Origin of the sequence: Umezawaea sp. Da 62-37, assembly GCF_032460545.1 — a bacterium.
In the GTDB taxonomy this organism is placed as follows: domain Bacteria; phylum Actinomycetota; class Actinomycetes; order Mycobacteriales; family Pseudonocardiaceae; genus Umezawaea.
On record NZ_CP135965.1, the window covers coordinates 150,603 to 171,354 of the forward strand.

Here is a 20,752-nt window from a genome sequence, read left to right on the forward strand (position 1 = left end):
CCGGGCAGCGGTCAGGCCAGCTCGGGCCTGTTCGCCGGTCGCGGCTGCACGTCGACGTCCACCACCGCGCCCTCCACGACCGCGCCGTCGACGACGACCCCGCCCGCGGTCGGCGGCCTGCCGTACTGGCGGTTGAGCACGGCCGTGGCCGCCCGCTCCTCCGCGCGGCGCGCGAGCCCGCGGCTGACCAGCCGACGGGTCGGCGGGAACAGCAGGAACAGCGCGACCACGTCGCTCACGAAACCGGGCACGATGATCAGCACCCCGGCGGCGGCGATCAGCACGCCGTCGGCGACCTCCTGGTGCGGCGCGCGCCGGGTCCGCAGCGCCTCGGAGAACGACGCCATCGTGCGCGCGCCCTCTCTGCGGAGCAGGAACGAACCGATGATCCCGCCGAGGATCAGCAGTCCGACGGTGGCGAGCACCCCCACGGACTTGCCAACGGCCACGAGGGTGGCGATCTCGACGGCCATGCCGACCAACAGCAACAGGAAGACGCGCATACCCCCTCAACGCACAAGTCGGTCAAATCGCTCCCAAACCCCGCGAAGTTGACGCGCGTAACACGGTCAACACACGGTTGTGCGGGAATATTTACGCCGAACTGGCGATGTGCCAGGATATCTTCACGTGAACCAACCCGTAGGGAGCACGTATGACCGCGCTTCACGAGGTCGTGCCCGCGTCTGAGGGCATCGACCACCAGCCGTACACCTACGTGCGCAAGGAGCTGGTCGAGCCGGACTGGCGGCGCTTCCCCGGCTGGAGCCACGTCACCGAGGCGCAGTGGCGCGACGCCCAGTGGCAGCGGGTGAACTGCGTGAAGAACGCGAAGCAGCTGCGCAAGGTCACCGGCGACCTGCTCAGCGAGCACTTCTACGACGAGCTGGCCGCCGACCAGGCCGCGCTGGCCACGATGTCGATGCTGCTGCCGCCGCAGATGCTCAACACGATGGCGCCGACCGCCGCGCCCGAGGACTTCACCGAGGCGTTCTTCGCCGACCCCGTGCGGCGCTACATGATGCCGGTCCGCTCCGACCGCGACGCGCACTGGCCGAGCCACCCGCACTCCGAGCGCGACTCGCTGCACGAGGCCGAGATGTGGGTCGTCGAGGGCCTGACCCACCGCTACCCCACCAAGGTGCTGGCCGAGCTGGTCTCTACGTGCCCCCAGTACTGCGGGCACTGCACCCGCATGGACCTGGTCGGCAACTCCACTCCCCTGATCCAGAAGCACAAGCTCGAACTCAAGCCGGTCGACCGCCAGGACCTGATGATCGACTACCTCAAGCGCACGCCCGGCGTCCGCGACGTGGTCGTCTCCGGCGGCGACGTCGCCAACGTCCCGTGGCCGCAGCTCGAGTCGTTCCTCATGCGCGTGCTCGACATCGACACCGTCCGCGACGTCCGCCTCGCCACCAAGGCGCTGGCGGGTCTCCCCCAGCACTGGTTGCAGCCCCGCGTCGTCGAGGGCCTGGAGCGCGTCGCCCGCACCGCGTCGCGCCGCGGCGTCAACCTGGCGATCCACACCCACGTCAACCACGCCCAGTCGGTCACCCCGCTGGTCGCCGAGGCCGCCCGCACGGCGCTGGAGGTCGGCGTCCGCGACGTCCGCAACCAGGGCGTGCTCATGAAGGGCGTCAACGCCACCCCGAACGACCTGCTGGACCTGTGCTTCGCGTTGCAGGGCGAGGCGAACATCCTGCCGTACTACTTCTACATGTGCGACATGATCCCGAACGCCGAGCACTGGCGGGTGGCGGTCTGGGAGGCGCAGGCGCTCCAGCACGCGATCATGGGCTACCTGCCCGGCTACGCGACCCCGCGCATCGTCTGCGACGTGCCCTACGTCGGCAAGCGCTGGGTGCACCAGCTCGCCGAGTACGACCGCGAGCTGGGGGTCTCGTACTGGACGAAGAACTACCGGACCGGCATCGAACTCGCCGACCCGGAGGCGCTGGACCGCCGTTACCCGTACTACGACCCGATCTCCACGCTGGGCGAGACCGGCCAGGCCTGGTGGTCGGCGAAGGCGTGACGGCTCGTGGGCGCGCCTGTCCGCGCGGCGCGCCCACGCAGGTCACCCGTCCACGGCGAACGACAGGTGGACGGGGTCCAGTGAGCGGAGGAACCCGACGGGGTCGAGGAGGGCGCCCGCGGTGAGGGCGCCGACGCGGTGGTGGGTGAGCAGGTGGGCGACCGCGCCCGCCGCCAGCGGGCCGCTGATCGCGTAGATGTCGTGGCCCGACGCGCTCGCCCGGCGGTGCTCGGCGCCCTTGGTGACGACGGCCTCGACGTGGAAGGTCTGGGCGGAGCGGCCCAGCGCGTCGGCAGGGACCGGTGGTGGTGACGTCGGGTCGGCCAGGTCGGCGAGCGGGCCGGTGTTGATGTGCACGCCGATCCGCGGGGTCGGCAGGTGGTGGGCGATGGTGACGTGGTCGGCGCTCGACAGGCCGGTGAGCTGGTGTTCGCCGATGGGGTCGGGGAACCGCCAGGTGACGGTGGTCGGGGTGGTCGGGGCCGGGACGAAGCGGTGGTCGGTGAACACGACGTGCCTGCCGGAGTTGCGGGAGACCGTGCGGCGGGTGCCCTCGGTCGGCCGCCAGCTGTTCAGGGCGATGGCGATCCGGACGTCGTCGGCGGCGGGCCAGTCGCCGAGGGCCGCGCTGGCGAGCAGGTCGCCGAGTCCGCCGTAGAAGGCCATCGACGGGACGACGGCGACACCGGCCTGCCGGGCCGGGCCGTCGAAGCGGGACAGCAGGTCCATGGTCACGGTCTGCTCGGCGGCGATGTCGACGTAGTGGGCACCGGCGCGCAACGCCGCCTCGACGACGGGGACGGCGGTGTCGGCGAACGGGCCCGCGCAGTTGACCACGGCGGCCACGCCGTCGAACGCCCTGTCCAGCGAGGCCGGGTCGTCGGCCGACGCCACGCGCGACCGGGAACCGAGCGCGTGCAGGCGGTCGTGGTCGCGGCCGACCGGAATGGCGTCCAGGCCCAGGTCGCGCAGGGCGGCCAGGACGAAGCGGGCGGTGTGCCCGTAGGCGCCCATTACCGCGACGGCGGTGTTCGGAGTGTTCACGCCGTCATCGTCACAGCCGTGATCATCCGGCACGAGTGGCCGATCCGACCACATCCGTACACTTTCGGACATGCGAACCGTGGTGCTGGCGCTCTACGAGGGAGCCATGCTGTTCGAGGCCGCGACGGCCATCGAGGTGTTCGGGGTGGATCGCGGCGACATCGCGGACCCCTGGTACGACTTCACGGTCTGCGGCCCCGGAGCCGCCCACCTCGGCGGGGTGGCCCGCGTCGCCAGCGACACCACGTTCGCCCCGGTGCTCGACGCGCACACCGTCGTCGTGCCCGCCTACCACGACGTGGACGAGCCGCCGCCCGCCGACGTCGTCGCCGCCCTGCGCGCCGCGCACGCCCGCGGCGCTCGGATCGTGTCGCTGTGCACCGGCGCCTTCGTGCTCGCCGCCGCCGGACTCCTCGACGGCAGGCGGGTCACGACCCACTGGTCGCACGCCGCGACGCTCGCGACCCGCTACCCGGAGGTCGTGGTCGACGCCGACGTCCTCTACTTCGACGACCACCCGATCCTCACCTCCGCGGGCAAGGCCGCGTCCATGGACCTCTGCCTGCACGTCGTGCGCACCGACCACGGCGCCGCCGCGGCCAACACCCTCGCCCGCCGACTCGTCGTGCCGCCGCACCGCGCGGGCGGGCAGGCCCAGTTCATCACCGCGCCCGCACCGGTCGACGGCACCCACCTCCAGGACCTGATGCGGTGGGCCACCGAGCACCTGCACGAACCGCTGACCGTGCGGCAGCTCGCCGACCGCGTCAACATGAGCACCCGCAACCTCGCCAGGCACTTCGTCGCCACCACCGGGACGACGCCGCTGCGGTGGCTGCACAACCAGCGGCTGCACCGCGCCCAGGAGCTGCTCGAGACGACCGACGCCGCCGTCGACGTGGTGGCGGAGCGCACCGGGATGGGCACGGCCGCCACCCTGCGCAGGCACTTCAACCGCACGGTCGGCGTCGCACCGGACACCTACCGGCGCACGTTCCAGGGCAGGCGGACCTCCGCTCGGTCGTGACACGAGCGTCGAGCCGCGTCCCGATCGGCGGGTGATCAGCCGCGCCCGAGGCGTGTTGCAAAAACGGAGACTGTCTCCGTATGGTTCGGGAGGAAGCACCGAGCACACGGAGGACCCGCGGATGAACGGCGAACGGCTCGACCTCGGACGTGTCGGGGTGTGGTCCAACGACCTCGACGGCCTCCCGATCGCCCAAGCCCTGCGGGCCGCCGTCGAGCTGGAGGAATCCGGCTGCCCCACCCTGTGGCTGTCCGAGACCACCGGCCGGGAGGCGTTCACCCAGGCCGCGCTCGTGCTCGGCGCCACCCGGCGGATGACCGTCGCGACCGGCGTCGCGACCATCTACGGCCGCGACCCGGTGACCGCCGCCCAGGCGCAGCGCACGCTCACCGAGGCCCACCCCGGCCGGTTCGTGCTCGGCCTCGGCGTGAGCCACCCGATGTTCGTCGAGGACGTGCGCGGCGCGGTGTTCGGCAAGCGCGTCCCGACGATGCGGTCCTACCTGGACCGCATGGACGTCGCGCCGTTCGGGCCGCCGGGAGCCGACAAGCGGCCGCCCAGGCTGCTCGGCGCGGTCGGGCCGGGCATGCTCGCCCTCGCCGCCGAGCGCGCCGACGGCGCACTCCCCTTCTGCGTCCCGGTCGAGCACACCAGGCGCACCAGGGAGCTGATGGGACCGGGCGCGTTCCTGGCCGTGCAGCAGGCCGTCGTGCTGACCGCCGATCACGGGCACGCCCGCGCGATCGGCAGGTCGTACGTGGCCGCCGGCCTCCCCAACCGCGCCCGCGTCCTGGCCGACCTCGGCTTCGAGGTCGATCCCGGCGGTCCCGCGTTCGACCGCCTGGTCGACGCGCTCGTGGCGTGGGGCGGCCCGGACGAGATCGGGGCCAGGGTCCGGGAACACCTCGACGCGGGCGCCGACCACGTGTGCCTGCACGTGCTCGACGTGCCGCCGGGCAGCGCGCCGCTGTCGCGGTGGCGCGCGCTGGCCCCGCTGTTCGGCTCGGTGGACTCGCACGGCACGGGAGCGCGATGACCGCGGGCACCTCCGACGGCGCCGGGCGCCCGCCGCGGGCCGACGCCCGGCGCAACCGGGCCAAGCTGCTCGACGTCGCGGCCGAGGTGTTCGCCACCCGCGGCACCGACGCCTCCCTCGACGAGATCGCCAAGCGCGCCGGGGTCGGCCCCGGCACCCTGTACCGCCACTTCCCGACCAGGCAGGACCTGCTCGTCGCACTGCTGCGCGACAGCGTCGACGCGCTCGCCGTCCAGGCCGCCGAACTGCTGGCCGCCCCTTCGCCGGGCGCCGCGCTGACCACGTGGCTGGAGGCGGTCGCCCGGCACGCGAGGACCTACCGCGGGCTGGCGGGCGTCCTCATCACCACCGGACAGGGGCCCGCGTCGAACGTGCTCGCCGTCTGCCACCACGACATGCGCGCGGCGGGCGCGGCACTGGTCGAGCGGGCGAAGGACGCGGACGCGGTGCGCCGGGACGTGGAACTCGACGAGGTCTTCCAACTCGTCAACGCGGTCGCGCTGGCGGGCGATCAGGACGACGACCCCACCCGGCACACCCGGCGGCTGCTGACGCTCGTCCTGGAGGGGCTGCGCCCGCGCTGACGACAGGGTGTGGATCTACCGAGTGGTGACCAGGCCGTCCATCAGCAGGTCCAGCAGGCGTTCGGCCAGGTCGCGCTGCGGCGGGTTGCCCGAGGCGATGGCGATCCCGGTCATGCCCGCCGCGACGTCCGCGGCGGCCACGTCGGACCGGAGGCTCCCGTCGGCGGCGCCCGCGTCCAGCAGGGACGCGAGCGCGGCGTGCATCAGGTCCCTGGTCTGGTCGTAGGGGTTCACGCCGGTCGCGATCAGCGCGCGCAGCGCGTCGGCCATGCCGATCTTGGCGCCGACGTAGTCGAGGAACCGCCCCATCCAGGCCCGCAGCGCCTCCTTCGGCGGCAGGGCGGCCAGCAGTTCGTCCGACGCCTCGCACAGCTTGTGCAGCTCGCTGCGGTAGGCCGCCTCGATCAGCGCCTCGCGGGTCGGGAAGTTGCGGTACAGGGTGGCCGGACCCACCCCCGCCTCCTTGGCGATGCCGTCCAGCGTGGCGTCGAGCCCGTCCCTGGCGAACATCACGACCGCTGTGGAGAGGATCTTGTCGCGGTTGCGGCGCGCGTCGGCGCGCAACGGGCGGCCCTCGATCCGTCTCATGTCGGTCTTCCTTCCGATCCCCTTGCAAGCGGAGAGAGCTATCACTTAGGCTTCAAGTGAGAGTGCCCTCCACTTTAAGTGGTGCGAGGCCTCTGAGCACGCCTGATGCTAGAGGGCCTGCGGACCCGCCTGACCGCGAAGATCCGATCCGCGGGTGGTCCGCGCCCGTACCCGGCCTGAGAGGACATGCTGTGCCACCCACCACGCGCAGTGACATCTCGTTGCGGGTCAACGGCGAGACGCACGCGCTCACCGTCGACAACCGCACCACGCTCCTCGACGCCCTGAGGGAGAACCTCGGCTTGACCGGTACCAAGAAGGGATGCGACCACGGCCAGTGCGGCGCGTGCACCGTGCTGACCGACGGCAGGCGGGCGGTGTCCTGCCTGCAGCTCGCCGTCGCCGCCGAGGGCGCCGACATCACCACGATCGAGGGCATCGCCGATGGCGAGGACCTGCACCCCGTGCAGGAGGCGTTCCTCGAACTCGACGGCTACCAGTGCGGGTACTGCACCCCCGGCCAGATCTGCTCGGCCGTCGCCGTCATCAAGGAGCACGCGGCGGGCTGGCCCAGCGCCGCCACCGACGACGTGCGCCCCGACGCCGAGCCGGTGCCGCTGGACGCGGCGGAGATCCGCGAGCGGATGAGCGGCAACCTGTGCCGCTGCGGCGCGTACACGGCGATCGTGCGCGCGGTCGCCCGCGCCTCCGACGAAGCGAAGGTGACCGCGTGAAGGAATTCGGCTACAGCCGCGCGACCGGGGTCAAGGAGGCGGTCTCGCTGCTCGCGGGCGACCCCGCGGCCCGTTTCCTCGGCGGCGGCACCAACCTGGTCGACCTGATGAAGTCCGGCGTCGAGGCCCCCGACCTGCTGGTCGACGTGCGCGGCCTCCCGCTCGACGGCGTCGAAGTCACCTCCGACGGCGGTCTCGTCATCGGCGCGACCACCACCAACAGCGACCTGGCCGTGCACCCGGACGTCAGGCGCTACTTCCCGGCTCTGTCGCAGGCAGTGCTCGCCGGGGCGTCCGGGCAGCTCCGCAACGTGGCCACGGTCGGCGGGAACCTGTTGCAGCGCACCAGGTGCGGCTACTTCACCGACACCTCGCTGCCGTGCAACAAGCGCGTTCCCGGCAGCGGGTGCCCGGCGATCGCGGGCGAGCACCACAACCACGCGATCCTCGGCGGGTCCGACCACTGCGTCGCGACGAACCCGTCCGACATGGGCGTGGCTCTGGCCGCGTTCGACGCGGTCGTGTCCTACGAGACCGTCGACGGCCCCGGTGAGCTGCCGCTGGCGGAGTTCTACCCGGCCGTCGGCGACACCCCGCACGTCGAGACGGCGCTGCCCGCGGGCGCGCTGATCACCGCCGTCACCCTGCCCGCGACCCCGATCGCGGCCCGCTCGCGCTACCGCAAGGTCCGTGAGCGCGCGTCCTACGCCTTCGCCACCGGCTCCGTCGCGGCGGCGCTGGACGTGCGCGACGGCGTCGTCCACGAGGTCCGCCTCGCCTTCGGCGCGGTCGCCTCGCGGCCGTGGCGCGCGCACACCGCTGAGCGCTCGCTGACCGGCGCCCCCGCGACGGCGGAGTCCTTCGCCGCCGCGGCCGACGCCGAACTGGCGGCGGCGAACCCGTTGCCGCGCAACGGCTACAAGGTCCCGCTCATGCGCAACCTGGTCGTGTCCGTGCTGACCGAACTAGCCGAGGAGGCGGCCCGATGACCGACCTGACCGATGCCATCGCCGCACCACCCGTCGGCGTCGTGGGGACCGCCCACGTCCGCCTGGAAGGCCGGGAGAAGGTCACCGGCGCCGCCCGCTACGCCGCCGACGTCCCGTTCGAGGGGCTCGCGCACGGCTCGCTGGTCCTGTCCACGGTGGCGCGCGGCCGGATCACCGGCATCGACACCGGACCCGTGCTGGCGATGCCCGGCGTGCTGGGCGTCATCCACCACGGCAACGCCCCGAGCCTGAACCCCGAGGCGGGTCTGCTCGGCAGCGACGGCAGCCTCCAGCTCTTCCAGGACGACTACGTGCCGCACGTGGGCAGGCCGGTGGCGCTGGTCGTCGCCGAGACCGCCGAGCAGGCGCGCGCGGGCGCTGACGCCCTGGTCGTGAGCTACCAGCAGGAGGACGCCGACCTGGCGTTCTCCGTGGACCACCCCGGCGTCTACACGCCCGCGTCCGCGCCCGAGGTGGCCAAGGGCGACGTGGACGCCGAGATCGCGGCGGCCCCGGTGGTGGTGGACCAGCGGTACACCACGCCGGAGGAGTACCACAGCGCGATGGAGCCGCACGCGGCCTTGGCGCGCTGGGAGAACGGCAGGCTGGAGGTGGTCGACTCCAACCAGGGGTCGTTCCTGGTCTCCTACGTGCTGTCCGTCCTGTTCCGGCTGGACCCCGGTGTGGTCCGGGTGCGCGCCGAGCACGTGGGCGGCGGCTTCGGCGGCAAGGGCCTCGGCCCGCAGCTGGTCCTGGCCGTCATGGCCACCACCGAGTTCGGCCGCCCGGTGCGGGTCGCGCTGACCCGCCGCCAGGTGTTCGCGGTGACCGGCATGCGGCCCGCGACCGAGCAGCGGATCCGGCTGGGCGCCGATTCCACCGGTCGGCTGCGCGCGATCGACCACGACACGGCGAGCCACTCGTCCACCATCCACGAGTACGTGGAGCGCAACGGCGAGGTCACCCAGGCGCTCTACGCCGCGGACGCCATCCGGATCCGCACCTCGGTGGTCAGGGTCAACCTGCCCACGCCGACGTGGATGCGGGCGCCCGGCTGCGCGCCGGGGTCGTTCGCCATCGAGTCGGCGATGGACGAACTGGCCGAGGCCACCGGGATCGACCCGGTGGAACTGCGGCTGCGCAACGAACCCGAGGTCGGGCCGGTCACCGGGCTGCCGTTCAGCAGCCGCAACCTGGTCGGGTGCCTGCACGAGGGGGCCCGCCGGTTCGGGTGGGCCGACCGCGACCCGCGGCCGGGCGTCCGCCGTGAGGGCAGGTGGCTGGTCGGCACGGGCATGGCCGCGAGCATCTACGGCGCGGGCTCGGTGGGGTCGACCGCGGCGGTCACCGCCAACCAGGACGGCACGTTCACCGTGGGCATCGCCGCGGCCGACATCGGCACCGGTGCGCGCACGGCGCTGATGCTGGTGGCGGCGGACGCCCTGGAGGTGCCGACCGGGTCGATCCGCGTCGAGATCGCCGACAGCGACCTGGGGCAGGCGTGGTTCGCGGGCGGATCCCGCGGGACGTCGTCGTGGACGTGGGCCGTCACCGCGGCCGTGACCGATCTGCGGGAAAAGCTGAAGGGGGTCGACCGCGTTCCCGTCGAGGGGGTGGTCGGACGGGCGGACACCGCGGCGGCGATCAGTGCGCTCGGGCAGCAGGACCGGTACGCGCACGGAGCCCAGTTCGCGGAGGTCGCCGTCGATCCGCTCAGCGGGGAGGTGCGGGTCCGGCGGATGCTGGGGATCTTCGCGGCCGGGCGGATCGTGAATCCGTTGACCGCTCGCAGTCAGCTCATCGGGGGAATGACGATGGGGATTTCCATGGCGCTGCACGAGGAGGGGTTGCGGGATCCGCGGCTCGGGGGGCAGGTGAACGGCGACTTCGCCGGGTACCACGTGTCCGCGCACGCCGACATCCCCGACATCGAGGCCGACTGGGTCCCGGACTACGACCCGAGCAATCCCAGCGGGGTCAAGGGGGTCGGGGAGGTCGCGATCGTGGGGACGGCGGCGGCGGTGGCCAATGCCGTGTGGCACGCCACCGGTACTCGGCATCGGGCGCTGCCGATCAGCCTTGAGCGTGTGCTGAGCGCGGCGAACGCCTGACACCGGAAGCACACCGCCGCGTCCTCCGGGGGCGCGGCGGTGTGCTCGACCACAGGGCCGCGTCCAGGACCTGCTCTTCGGTCGCACGGGCCCCGCGCCGTTCACCCCGGCGCCGGGTTCACCGCCCGGTTCGCGGGTGCCACAGCCAGTTCCCACGACGGCGGCAACCCGGTCGCGTGCTCCCAGCCCGCGACGACCAGCCGCCCGCCGTGCCGCACGTTGCCGGAATTGAAGTTGTTGCGGCACAACACCGATTCCCCGATCGGCGTCCCCTCCCCGGCGGACTCCAACTCCCCCAGCACGGGCAACGTCTTCACGGGCGCACCTCGCTCACCGCCCGGACTCCCACAACCGTGCTCCCACGCCAAACCACCCACTGGTTGGCTGCCTTCGACAACGGTTGCATGGCATCAACGACGAGTGCTAAGGGCTTGCAGATCATTAACTCGTTGGCGTGGTGCAGTCCGGGATGGTGATACCTGCGGTGTGGGCAAGATCGTAAAGGTCGTCCAAGCTAGTAAGGCGCTGTTCGGCGGGCTGGATGCTCAGGCCCGCCTGTTCAAGCAGTGTCCGGATATCGCGGATGCGTTTGTTGATGGTTTCGGGACGCACACCGAACAAGACTGCGACGGCGACCTGAGGCAGCCCCGATCGGTAGTGCAGGACGGTGGCAAGAAGTCGGTCGACCAGGGTCAGGACCGGGCGTCGACCGGTGTCCGGGCCGCCTTTGTGGCGGGGGCGGTGGCCACGTCGTGTGACGAGCCGGGCTTCGCGTTGATCCTCGTACGGGGCGGTGAGCGCGGCGATAACGTTATGCCAGTCGTGAGTGGGCAGGCCGGTGATGGCGGGGTGGCACAGCCAGGCCAGATCGGGGCTGGGTTGGTCGAATGGGTCCGGGATGGTGACGGGGATCCGTTGGTATGGCTCGGGTCTCAGGGTGTAGTTCCAGTCGCCGTGCCATTCATGCCGGTCCAGTGGCAACGCGTCCATCTGCCCGTCGCTGACACGGACTCCGATGTCGTAGGTGTCGGTGTCCAACTCGGCGTGAACGGTCAGCCCGGTGCGGGTGGTGGTCGCCGCGATGGTGTTGACGATGACCTCATGGCTGCTCAGGGGTCGGCCGCGCCAGTTCATGGTGATGTGAGAGAACAGTCGATGCTCGATCGTGTTCCACTTGGACGTCCCGGGAGGGAAGTGGCACACGGTGATCTCCAGACCGGTTTCCACTGTCAGGGCGGCCAGTTCGGCTTTCCATGCGCGGGTGCGGTAGCCGTTGGAGCCGCCCGCGTCGGCGGTGATCAGCAGGCGTCCGGCATGCGGGTAGGTGCTGCGGCCGGTGCTCTTCCACCAGCGACGAATCGATTCGACGGCGAACGCGGCGGTGTCGTGGTCGGTGCCGACGTTGACCCAGCCGGTGTTGGCGGCCAGGTCGTAGATCCCGTAGGGCACGGCCTTGCCCAGGGTCTTGTCCGGGAAGTCGTGGGTGTCGACCTCGACCGGATCACCGCCCGGGCGCCACTCGCGGCCGGCGTTGGCGTACTGCCCGACCAGTTCCTTCTTCTTGGTGTCCACGCTGACCACCGGTTCGCCGGTGGCCTGATGGTCCTTGACCTGTTCGTTGAGGTAGCGGAACTGCGCGTCCCGATCGGGATTCTGCTTGCCCTCCAGGGTTTTGACGTTGCTTTGTAGGCTGAAACCCTCCTCTCGCAGCAGGTCCGCGACGGTGTCGGCAGAGATCCGGTGGCCACGGGCTGTGAGTTCGGCGGCGAGCTTACGAGTCGATTTCGTCGTCCACCGCAGTGGCGACATCGGGTCGCCCCGCACGTCGGGTTCGACCAATGCCAGCAGCGCCGGTCGCAGTCCCGCGTCGAGGTCGGCGGCGCGTTTACGGCCCCCGCCGGGCCGACGCACCCGCCCGAGCGGGGCCTCACCGGACTCCAGCTCCGTGACCCCCAGGGACACCGTGGCTTCACGGACACCCGCGGCGCGGGCGACGAGCCTGATCCCGCCGTGTCCCAACGTTCTGGCTTCCGCGGCGAGTAGTAGTCGCCGCTGACGCTCGTCCAGGTGCGGCATCAGCACCTCGAACTTCGCCGCCAGCATCGCCCCCGCGTCCTCGATCAGGCTCATACCACAAGCATGACAGCCCAAGATCGAAATCTACGGTTAATTTCTCTGCGCGTCCTAACCACACCACCTGACCTGAACGGACGACATTTTCGGCAAGCACAGGGTCGAGTGATCGGGGTCAAGTTCACGACGTGCGCCCCATCGGCCGTAGCCGCCTCACGCTCGACGAGCACATTCGCGAAGCACTGATCGAGGACGACGACATGCGGGCTTATCGGGCACCGCCCGGAGCACCGAGGAGTCCGCGTGCGGCCAGGTTCCGCATGAGCGACCTGACCCCGGACGTCCAGGGCGCGGCGTCCTCGCTCTTGACCACCGTGTTCGCCAACAGACCGAGGTGGGGGGACTCGATGGCGACGATGTCGCCGTCGTGGTGGGTGAAGCCCATGCCCTGTTCCCCCCGGTCCATCGCCGGGGCGAACGAGGTCCCGGTGAACAGCACGAACCCGTCGGGGTACTGGTGGTGGCGCCCGCAGGTAGCCGCCAACAGTTCGGGAAGCGGGCGGCTGATGTCCGCGAGGCGTCCCACGTGGTCGGCCTCGAACCCGTCCTCGCCGGTGACGCGGGTCGTGATGGTCGTCTTCGCGACATCCGCGAGGCCGAAACCCTCGTCGAACAGGCGGATGAACGGACCGATCGCGCAGGAGGCGTTGTTGTCCTTCGCCTTGCCCAGCAGCAGCGCGCTGCGCCCTTCGTAGTCGCGCAGGTTCACGTCGTTCCCGAGGGTCGCGCCGACCGCGTTGCCGTCCGGGTCCGCGACGAGGACCAGTTCGGGCTCGGGGTTGTTCCAGGAGGATCCCGACAGGACGCCGACATCCGCGCCGACCCCCACCGCCGACAGGACGGGGGCCTTGGTGAAGATCTCCGGATCGGGTCCGATGCCGACTTCGAGGTACTGCGACCACAGCCCCTGCTCGACCAGCGCCCGCTTGACCTCCGCGGCTTCGGGGCTGCCGGGCGTGACGGCGAGGGCCGTGCCCACGATGTCGTGCAGGGACGCGCGGATGCCGTCCGCCCGCGCGGCGTCCCCCGCGACCTGTTCCTCGATGACCCGCTCGATCATGCTGCTGGCGAAGGTCACCCCCGCCGCCTTGATCACCTGGAGGTCGCAGGGAGCGAGCAGGTACGCACTCCCCCGGCCACCGGACATGGTCGAGTGGACGACTTCGCGGAGGTTCCAGGTCCGCCCCTCCGCACGGCGGGCGACATCCAGGACGTCCGACCGGGCCAGGAGATCGGCGGAGGTCGGCCCGTACGGGGTGATGTCGACGAGTTCGTCACCACGTCTGACGACCAGGCACGGCCCGTCCGCCTCGGGGTCGAAGACCCTTCCGACGAGCACCGCGGCCGGATCCGCGAGAACCACCCGGTCCGCCAACTGGTTGAGAGTCACTGGTACTCCAAACTCCGATCATCTGATGATACGGAGAAAACAGGATCCAGGAGATCATCGACACGATCGCGATGGTGCGGCAAATCCTCGGACAGCAGTCACCCCACCTCGACATCCGCCGACGCCAGCAACTAAGCAGCATCCTCAACGAACACCACCCCGCCGCCTGACCAGCACGGACGTAGTTTTCGACAAGCACACCGCCGCGCTGTCGAGCACGAACTCAACCGGACGGCATGACCGAGGACCACTCGCCGAACCACTGCTCGGCACCGAACGCCTCGAACCTCTCCACCTCGGTGAACCCCAACTTCGCGGCGAGGCGCATCGCGCGGTCGTTGGCAGCCTGGGTGCAGAGCACCACCGGCTCACCGGGAAGCGTGTCGGCGAACCAGCCGAGCGCCGCCATGCACGCCTCGGTGGCGTACCCGCGTCCCCACGCCTCCGGCAGGAACAGGTAGCCGAGCCAGGCCTCCCCAGCATCCGGACGGGCGGGACCCGGATGCTCCGCGTCGCGCCGATCGAACGTGATCATGCCGATCATCGCTGCGTCGAGATCGACCACGAAGAAGCCAGGGCGCCGACCGGGCACCTCAGGAACCGTGCGCTCAAGCTCGTCACGCGGTCGAGCACCACCGATGTAGGCGCCCACCTCCGGCGAAGCGAACAACTCGATGAGCGCCGCACGATCCTGGGCCTCGGACTCGCGGAGCACGAGCCGCTCGGTCCTGATCGGGGCAGGTGGCCAGGCATCAGGTCCAAGCTCAGTCACGCCGGGCAACCTATCGCACGCCTGTCGGGCAGAAGCCTCAGACGACCCACAGTTCAAGCAGTGTCAGGCCGTCGGCCTGACTGTCCGTGCACCGCTGTACCGGCGTCGTGGACTGGAGCGATTATCCGATGGGAGGGCCTACCTGACCTGGATGAAGCACTGTCCAGGCTGGGGAGGGCTACTGGTCAAGGTTGGCTTGTAGAACCGTCACCAGACGGCTTCGCTCTGCGTCGCCCAGAGCGATCCCGACGTTGGCCATCTTGCGAATCCACAGCAGGCGGATCACGTCCTCGTACCCGTGGCGGCGGCGGTCATCACCGTCCGATCAGGCTCGGGGAGCAGGCCGATCTCTTGAGCGTGGCGCACAACACCGTGACCGGTTGTCGTCAGGGCACTAGATCATGCGGTGTCGTACCCGCCACACCACAACACCGAGCAGGACCGCCGCGACGGCGATGAACAGGGCCGCCTCGATGAGCTGGAACGTCCAGAACCGGTCGGCCGGGTGGTAGACCCCGAGCTGCTGGATGCCCCGCGCGTGCAGGAACTGGTTGAGGTTGGTGCCGGCCCGGTCGGCGGCGCTCTCCAGCTCGTAGTACTCGGTCCCGCTCAGCCTGCGCCCGGTGGCGTCCGCGTAGCCGTGGTCGATCATCCAGTCGGCGAAGTGCCTGGACTGGTCCTTCGAGCCGCCGACGGGGATCGGCTCCAGGGTGGTGAGTGGCGTGGCGTACGCGGGGCGGGCCAGCAGCGCCACCGTCATCCGGGTGGCGAGGAACGCCCCGAACGCGACGCCGAACGCGGGCAGACTGCGCCGCAGGATCGCCCCCGCGGCGGTGGCGGCGCCGAACGCGAACAGCGCGTACGCCACCGGAACGAGTCCCTCCAGGTCGAAGGCGTCGTACTGGAACCGCCCTTCCCACGCGTCGAACGGCTGGCGGAACCAGGTGAGCACCGCGGTGAACGTCCCGGTGAGCGCGACGGTGACACCGGCCAGTGCCGCGAGCTTGGCCGCCAGCCAGCGCATCCGCGGCACGGCCTGCGTCCAGGCGAGCTGCCAGGTGCCGTCCTCCAGTTCACGGGCGAGCAGCGGCGCGCCGAGGAACGCGCCGATGACGACGGGGACCAGGTAGAAGGCCGCCAGGAGGTTCTCGACGTACCCGTACTCCTCGTCGAGGCGGCGGAAGGAGGCCGCGCAGGCCTCGTCGACACCGGCCTGTCCCGCGCACCGGGCGGGGCCGCCGGGGAACAGGTCGTGGGCCTGCGTCCCGAGCACGAGCAGGGCGACGGCGAACAGGCCGACGAGCAGACCCAGGACGCAGACCTCGGTCCGGTGTTGGCGCCAGATCAACCACGCCATGCCGCCACCTCCGACCTGGTCGCGGCGCTCGGCTCGGACGGCCGGCGCAGGTAGGCCAGCACCAGGTCCTCCAGCGCGACCGGCCGGGCCTGCCACCCCGGCGCGGCCGGGATCGCGCCGTCGCGCACCAGCAGGGTCGTGTGCCGGTCGCTGTGGACGACCTCCACGACGGCGCCGGCCCGGTCGGGGTCGGTGGGCGTGCGCGGGCCGACGAGCAGCCGGTGCTCGGTCAGGAGGGTGTCGATGTCACCGGTGAGCGTGACCTTGCCTTGGTTGAGCACGACCAGGTGGTCGCAGACGCGCTCCAGTTCGTGCACGACGTGGGAGGAGAACAGGACGGTTACCCCGCCTTCGGCCACCGCTCCCATGAGGACCTGCATGAACTCGTGCCGGGCCAACGGGTCGAGGCTGGCCACCGGCTCGTCGAGGACGAGCAGGTCCGGCCGCTTCGCCAAGGCCAGTGCCAGTGCGACCTGGGCCTGCTGCCCGCCGGAGAGCGTTCCGGCCCTGCGGTCGAGCGGGATGCCCAGCTTCGCCAGCCGGCGCTCGGCCAGTGCCTGGTCGAACCGCAGGTTGCAGGCCCGGCCGAAGCGGAGTATCTCGGCGACGGTGAAGCGCTTGTAGAGCGGGTGGTCCTGGGCCAGGAACCCGATCCGGGACAGGGTGTGCGGGGTGCTGGCGGTGACGTCGTGGCCGAGGACCTCCACCGTGCCGGTGCTCGGTGCCAGCAACCCGACGACCAGGCGCAGCAGCGTGGTCTTGCCCGCGCCGTTCGGCCCGACCAGGGCGATCACGCCGCCCGTGGGCAGGGTCAGGGTGCAGTCGCGCAGCGCCCACTCCTTCCGGTACCGCTTGCCCACGCCGTCGGTGCGCAGCGCGAACTCCGTCGCCGTCACGCCACGTCCTCATTCCTCATCTGCTGGTGGACGGAGGTGAAGAGCGCGTCGACCGCCTGCTCGTCGAGACCGGCCGCGTAGGCGCGGCGCAACCAGGTCGCCAGGCCGCGGTGCAGCGACGTGTACGTCGACGCCGACATCGGGGCCGACTGCTGTTCATCGACGAACGTGCCCTGGCCGGGCCTGCCGGTGACCAGGTTCTCCTGCTCCATCTGCCGGTACGCCTTGGCGACGGTGTTCGGATTGATCGCCAGGTCCTCGACCACCTCTCGGATGAGCGGGAGGCGGTCACCTGGTTGGAGGAAGCCCAGCAGCACAGCCTGGCGGACCTGCTGGACGAGTTGCAGGTACGGCGGCACGCCGGAGTGGGTGTCGAGCCGGAAGACGAACACGGTAGCCCCTTTACTGCTTTACTAGGGTCATAGTAAAGCAGCAAGGTGGCGGCCAGGAGAGCCGACGCGTCCGCACGACCGCGGCACTGGAGATGTGGACCGCGTGTGCAGGACGTCCGCTGGTTGGGCAAGCGGGTGCGGTTCACCGGTAAGCGCCGCTACGGCTTGGGCGACTTCTTGGACGGTGGTTTCATCAGGGTGGGTGATATGGGTTGCCAGCGCGCGGTTTCGGCTTTTCGCGCAGGAAGATCAGGCATTGGACGGGGTCGAGGTCTTCGGGGCGGGACGACGTTGTCGGCGCAGTCCACCGCGGCCATCCCGTACACGGTGGTGCCGGTCCGTGACATGTTTCGTGGCAGGTATGCCGCGTCGAAGTGACCGAGGGGTGGCTTCAAGCCTTCCGGCGAGTCTCGGCGCGGTCCCCACGCGCTGCCAAAAAATAGCCGATCACGGACGACGGCTGTCAAACCCGTGGTTCCGGTGGGCCACGAGACCCACCGGAACCCCGATCACCGCCCGAGCACCGTCATGCGGTCGAGTGCCAGGCTGCCCGTGGTCAGCCGCACGCCGATGGCCGGGGACCAGGTCGTGCGGCGTTCGGGGGTCACGGCCGTGCCGTACGGGGCGACGCGCAGGCGGGTCCAGGTGGTGCCGTGGCCGAGCCAGCTGGTCATGGTGTCGGTGCCGAACACCACCGCGAACCGGTCGCCCGGCGCCCACGTGACGTCCGCGCAGCAGCCGCCGGTGGCGCTGTCACCGTAGTCGCGGCCCTCGACGCGGACGTCCACACCGGACGCCTTGCCATTGTTGTTGTACCAGGCCAGCACCAGGTCGTCCGGCCCGTTGCCGAGTCCCAGCAGCACGCTGTCCTCCGGTGAGGCGCCCGAGAACGACGAGGGCGTGAGCACCACGGCCACGTCACCGGCCGGCGCCGTCACCGGTGCCACCAGCACCGCGGAGGACTGCCGGTCGGCGGCTGTGGCCACCAGCGACCCGCCGGACGTGTTCACGGTCGGCGCGGGTTCGCCGAACCGCGCGCCGATCCGGTAGGCGCTCTGGGAGTCGAAGCCGTCGTCCCACACCACCGTGCGGAAGTCGGCCGGGTCGAACGTCGATTCGGCCTGCACGACGTCGGAGGTGACCAGGGTCCGCCCGTAACGCACGGTGGACACCGACAGCCGAACCGGAACGCGCGAGCCGGGCGTGAGGTTCGCCGGGGCCTTGACCTTCCAGCGGAGTTCGACGGGTCTGCCGGGGGTGACCAGTCGGGGGCCGACCGGGTCCGCCGTCCAGCCCGCGGGCAGTTGCAACGACGGTCGCACGGTCACCGCCGAGGTGGCGCGGATCGTGGCCGAGACATTCGTGGTGGCACCGGACTTCACGTGCAGCAGCCCGTCGTCGCCCGCCTTGAGCGACGCGGTCACCCGGCTGTCCTCCGGTCGCCAGGACTGGAGGGCGGTGATCCCCACGGCCCCGCCGTCGGTCCGCGTGGGCCGGATGCGCAGCGCAGCGGTCGTCACCGGGGGTGAGACGACCACCCGGCTCACCTGGCCGCGCACCGGAGCCGCGGGGGTGCGCGCCTGTCCCGGCACCGCGGCCCACGTCCCGTCGGGTTTGCGGTACTCCAGGACGAACGCGTCGGGTGTGCGCACCCCTCCCCCGTCGTCGTAGAACGACACCCGCACGTCCGAGACGGGTGTGGCCGTCCCGATGTCGACCGCCAGCCAGTCCTCGCGGTTCGGGCTGCCGTAGGTGGTCCACCGGGTGGCGGGCACGTCGAGGTGGAAGTCCTGGCCGTCGATCGCGTCGGCCGGGCTGTCGGAGCGCCACGTGTAGGACGCGGTGGCCGCAGGGAAACCGGTGCCCGAGACGTTGGCGAGGTCGTCCACCAGCGGGTCGACCGCTGTCTGCTTGCCCGACGGCACCCGCACGTCGGCGGCGCGCAGGTCGGACTGCTTGTGCACCAGCACGCCGTCCACCCACACCCGCAGCCCGGCGCCCTGCCCGTAGGTCCTGCCGTCGCGGTCGTAGGCCACCGACAGGTTGTGCCCGTGGTAGGGCACGTTCTCCACCGCGAAGTGGTCCCAGCCCTCGGGCACCAGCGGCGACACCCGGACGCGGTCCCCCTGCTGCGGCCGGATCCCGAGCAGGCCAGAGAGCACGAGGTCGTTGAACGTCGAGTGGTTGTAGTCCTCGCTGTGCCCGGCGCCGTCGTAGATCCACCGGTCCTCGTCGGGGTGGTGCGCCTCGGCCACGTAGGGCGCGCCGTTCTTCCGCTGCGTCGCGGCGTACCCGTGCAGCACGTCGTAGTAGTCCTGCTTGTCCACGTAGGACTGCGCGGGGTAGTCGTCGAGCAGGTTCGCCATCGCCGTCAGGGTCTGGCTGGTCGCGTACGGCCAGCTCGGCCCGTCCCAGCGGCAGCAGCCGGCCAGCGCGTCGTGCATGAACCACGGGCTGCGCCGCTCCACCGTGGTGGGCCCGAACGGGGCGGCGAACCCCTGCGGGTCGGTCAGCTGCGCCCACGCGGCGGAGTTAGCGGCGGGCGCCATGTGGAAGTACCAGGGGACGAAGCCGATCTCCTCCCGGTTGGCGATCTTCACGCCGCCGGGGTTGTCGTCGCGCATCACGTGCTTGTAGAACTGGCCGGTCGGGTCCCAGAGCTTCTGCTCCATGGTGGACTGCAACGACTTCGCGTCGCGCTCGTAGGCGTCGGCCGTGCGCCGGTCACCGCTGAGCCGCAGCAGCGAGGCGATCGCCTTGGCGTCGCCGTACTGGTAGGCGTTCAGCGTCGGCCGGTACCCGGCGCCGCCGTGGTAGGGGTCGTCGCTCTGGTAGGAGCTGGCGGTGAACTCCATGGCGTCCCACACGGGGACCTGCCAGTAGAGGCCGGTCGCCTGGTCGAACTGCGGCGCCCAGGTCTTCCACTGCTCCTCCAGTTCGGGCAGCCGGTCGACGGCGAAGTCGAACCGGCCGTCCACGGACGCCCGCGCGAGCATCGCGTCGGCCGCCCAGAACGAATACTGGTGGGCCCAGTCGGTGGTGTTCTCGTTCAGCCCGTCGGTGGCGGGCTTGGGCCCGGAGCCACTGCCCTTGAGCCAGTAGTCCAGGTAGTCGTCGAGGTAGCGGGGGTCGCGCAGCCACCGGCCCTCGTACACGTGGTGCCCGGCCGCGGCGACGATCCCGCCGTTGGGCGCGGAGTACCCGACCGGGCCGAGGAACTCCGAGACGATCCACCCGTCGTCGGGGCCGGTGTACTTGAGCGCTTCCTTGTAGGTGCGCCAGCGGTAGTAGTAGGTGTCCTCGATCGTCTGGTCCGGCAAGTCCACGAAGGGGATGTTCGCCTCGTACCAAGCGGGTTCGACGAACCCGGCCAGCTGCTCGCCGTGGTCGAACAGGTGCGTGCCCCGCCCGATCTCCGGGTACATCGGCGGCGCGGCGGGCGACGACGTGGCGGCCGCGCCGGGGATCCCGATCGCGGTGGCGGCCACCAAGGCGAGGGCGACTCCCAGCGCGGGCAGGGGCACGCGGTGGTCGGGTGACATGAGGGCTCCCAACGTCGTCGGACTTCATGCCGGGTGCCCGCGACCAGTCCGCGACGCCGCGTGACCACCTGTGCGGTTCTGTTTATAGCTGTTGGTTACAACGTTGTAAACCAATCATT

Annotated in this window: 18 protein-coding genes; 7 read left to right on the top strand and 11 right to left on the bottom strand. The window is 71.0% G+C overall.

Annotated features, from left to right (window positions below):
* Positions 1–11: 11 nt before the first annotated feature.
* Positions 12–503 (bottom strand): FxsA family protein, encoded by a 492-nt coding sequence (locus RM788_RS00720; protein WP_315929448.1) that lies wholly within the window; start codon positions 501–503, stop codon positions 12–14.
* A gap of 152 nt (positions 504–655) precedes the next feature.
* On the opposite strand from RM788_RS00720, the gene RM788_RS00725 reads away from it, so the two are divergent.
* Positions 656–2,038, top strand: a complete 1,383-nt coding sequence (locus RM788_RS00725) for a KamA family radical SAM protein (RefSeq protein ID WP_315929449.1) — start codon at positions 656–658, stop codon at positions 2,036–2,038.
* Between the two features lie 42 nt (positions 2,039–2,080).
* Here the strand turns inward: RM788_RS00725 and RM788_RS00730 are convergent, their stop codons facing one another.
* Positions 2,081–3,082, bottom strand: coding sequence for a saccharopine dehydrogenase NADP-binding domain-containing protein (locus RM788_RS00730; protein WP_315929451.1), 1,002 nt, complete (start codon positions 3,080–3,082; stop codon positions 2,081–2,083).
* 70 nt (positions 3,083–3,152) lie between these two features.
* On the opposite strand from RM788_RS00730, the gene RM788_RS00735 reads away from it, so the two are divergent.
* The 3 genes from RM788_RS00735 to RM788_RS00745 all read left to right on the top strand — a co-directional run bounded on the left by RM788_RS00735 (position 3,153) and on the right by RM788_RS00745 (position 5,729).
* Complete coding sequence (locus RM788_RS00735) at positions 3,153–4,109, top strand: helix-turn-helix domain-containing protein (protein ID WP_315929452.1); 957 nt, start codon at positions 3,153–3,155, stop codon at positions 4,107–4,109.
* A 121-nt stretch (positions 4,110–4,230) separates the two neighbouring features.
* Positions 4,231–5,145, top strand: coding sequence for a TIGR03620 family F420-dependent LLM class oxidoreductase (locus RM788_RS00740; RefSeq protein WP_315929454.1), 915 nt, complete (start codon positions 4,231–4,233; stop codon positions 5,143–5,145).
* Positions 5,142–5,729, top strand: coding sequence for a TetR/AcrR family transcriptional regulator (locus RM788_RS00745; protein WP_315929456.1), 588 nt, complete (start codon positions 5,142–5,144; stop codon positions 5,727–5,729). Before RM788_RS00740 ends, RM788_RS00745 begins: the two co-directional genes overlap by 4 nt.
* A 15-nt stretch (positions 5,730–5,744) precedes the next feature.
* Here the strand turns inward: RM788_RS00745 and RM788_RS00750 are convergent, their stop codons facing one another.
* A complete protein-coding gene (locus tag RM788_RS00750) occupies positions 5,745–6,317 on the bottom strand; it encodes a TetR/AcrR family transcriptional regulator (protein WP_315929457.1) in 573 nt (190 codons plus the stop codon).
* A gap of 191 nt (positions 6,318–6,508) precedes the next feature.
* On the opposite strand from RM788_RS00750, the gene RM788_RS00755 reads away from it, so the two are divergent.
* The 3 genes from RM788_RS00755 to RM788_RS00765 are packed head-to-tail and all read left to right on the top strand — an operon-like array spanning position 6,509 to position 10,151.
* A complete protein-coding gene (locus RM788_RS00755) occupies positions 6,509–7,051 on the top strand; it encodes a (2Fe-2S)-binding protein (RefSeq protein WP_315929459.1) in 543 nt (180 codons plus the stop codon).
* A complete protein-coding gene (locus RM788_RS00760; protein ID WP_315929461.1) occupies positions 7,048–8,040 on the top strand; it encodes an FAD binding domain-containing protein in 993 nt (330 codons plus the stop codon). Before RM788_RS00755 ends, RM788_RS00760 begins: the two co-directional genes overlap by 4 nt.
* Entirely contained in the window at positions 8,037–10,151 is a 2,115-nt protein-coding gene (locus RM788_RS00765) for a xanthine dehydrogenase family protein molybdopterin-binding subunit (protein ID WP_315929462.1), read from the top strand. Before RM788_RS00760 ends, RM788_RS00765 begins: the two co-directional genes overlap by 4 nt.
* A 101-nt stretch (positions 10,152–10,252) precedes the next feature.
* Here the strand turns inward: RM788_RS00765 and RM788_RS00770 are convergent, their stop codons facing one another.
* The 8 genes from RM788_RS00770 to RM788_RS00805 all read right to left on the bottom strand — a co-directional run bounded on the left by RM788_RS00770 (position 10,253) and on the right by RM788_RS00805 (position 20,633).
* Positions 10,253–10,468 (bottom strand): hypothetical protein, encoded by a 216-nt coding sequence (locus RM788_RS00770; RefSeq protein WP_315929463.1) that lies wholly within the window; start codon positions 10,466–10,468, stop codon positions 10,253–10,255.
* A gap of 124 nt (positions 10,469–10,592) precedes the next feature.
* Entirely contained in the window at positions 10,593–12,281 is a 1,689-nt protein-coding gene (locus tag RM788_RS00775) for an ISAzo13 family transposase (RefSeq protein WP_399342894.1), read from the bottom strand.
* 211 nt (positions 12,282–12,492) lie between these two features.
* Positions 12,493–13,674 (bottom strand): fumarylacetoacetate hydrolase family protein, encoded by a 1,182-nt coding sequence (locus tag RM788_RS00780; protein ID WP_315929465.1) that lies wholly within the window; start codon positions 13,672–13,674, stop codon positions 12,493–12,495.
* A gap of 223 nt (positions 13,675–13,897) precedes the next feature.
* Complete coding sequence (locus RM788_RS00785; RefSeq protein ID WP_315929466.1) at positions 13,898–14,446, bottom strand: GNAT family N-acetyltransferase; 549 nt, start codon at positions 14,444–14,446, stop codon at positions 13,898–13,900.
* 394 nt (positions 14,447–14,840) lie between these two features.
* Positions 14,841–15,803, bottom strand: coding sequence for an ABC-2 membrane transporter-related protein (locus RM788_RS00790; protein ID WP_315929468.1), 963 nt, complete (start codon positions 15,801–15,803; stop codon positions 14,841–14,843).
* Complete coding sequence (locus RM788_RS00795; RefSeq protein WP_315929469.1) at positions 15,791–16,699, bottom strand: ABC transporter ATP-binding protein; 909 nt, start codon at positions 16,697–16,699, stop codon at positions 15,791–15,793. Before RM788_RS00795 ends, RM788_RS00790 begins: the two co-directional genes overlap by 13 nt.
* Complete coding sequence (locus tag RM788_RS00800) at positions 16,696–17,091, bottom strand: GntR family transcriptional regulator (protein ID WP_315929470.1); 396 nt, start codon at positions 17,089–17,091, stop codon at positions 16,696–16,698. The genes RM788_RS00795 and RM788_RS00800 overlap by 4 nt, the downstream gene beginning before the upstream one ends.
* Before the next feature lie 509 nt (positions 17,092–17,600).
* Complete coding sequence (locus RM788_RS00805; RefSeq protein WP_315929471.1) at positions 17,601–20,633, bottom strand: MGH1-like glycoside hydrolase domain-containing protein; 3,033 nt, start codon at positions 20,631–20,633, stop codon at positions 17,601–17,603.
* Between the last annotated feature and the right edge of the window lie 119 nt (positions 20,634–20,752).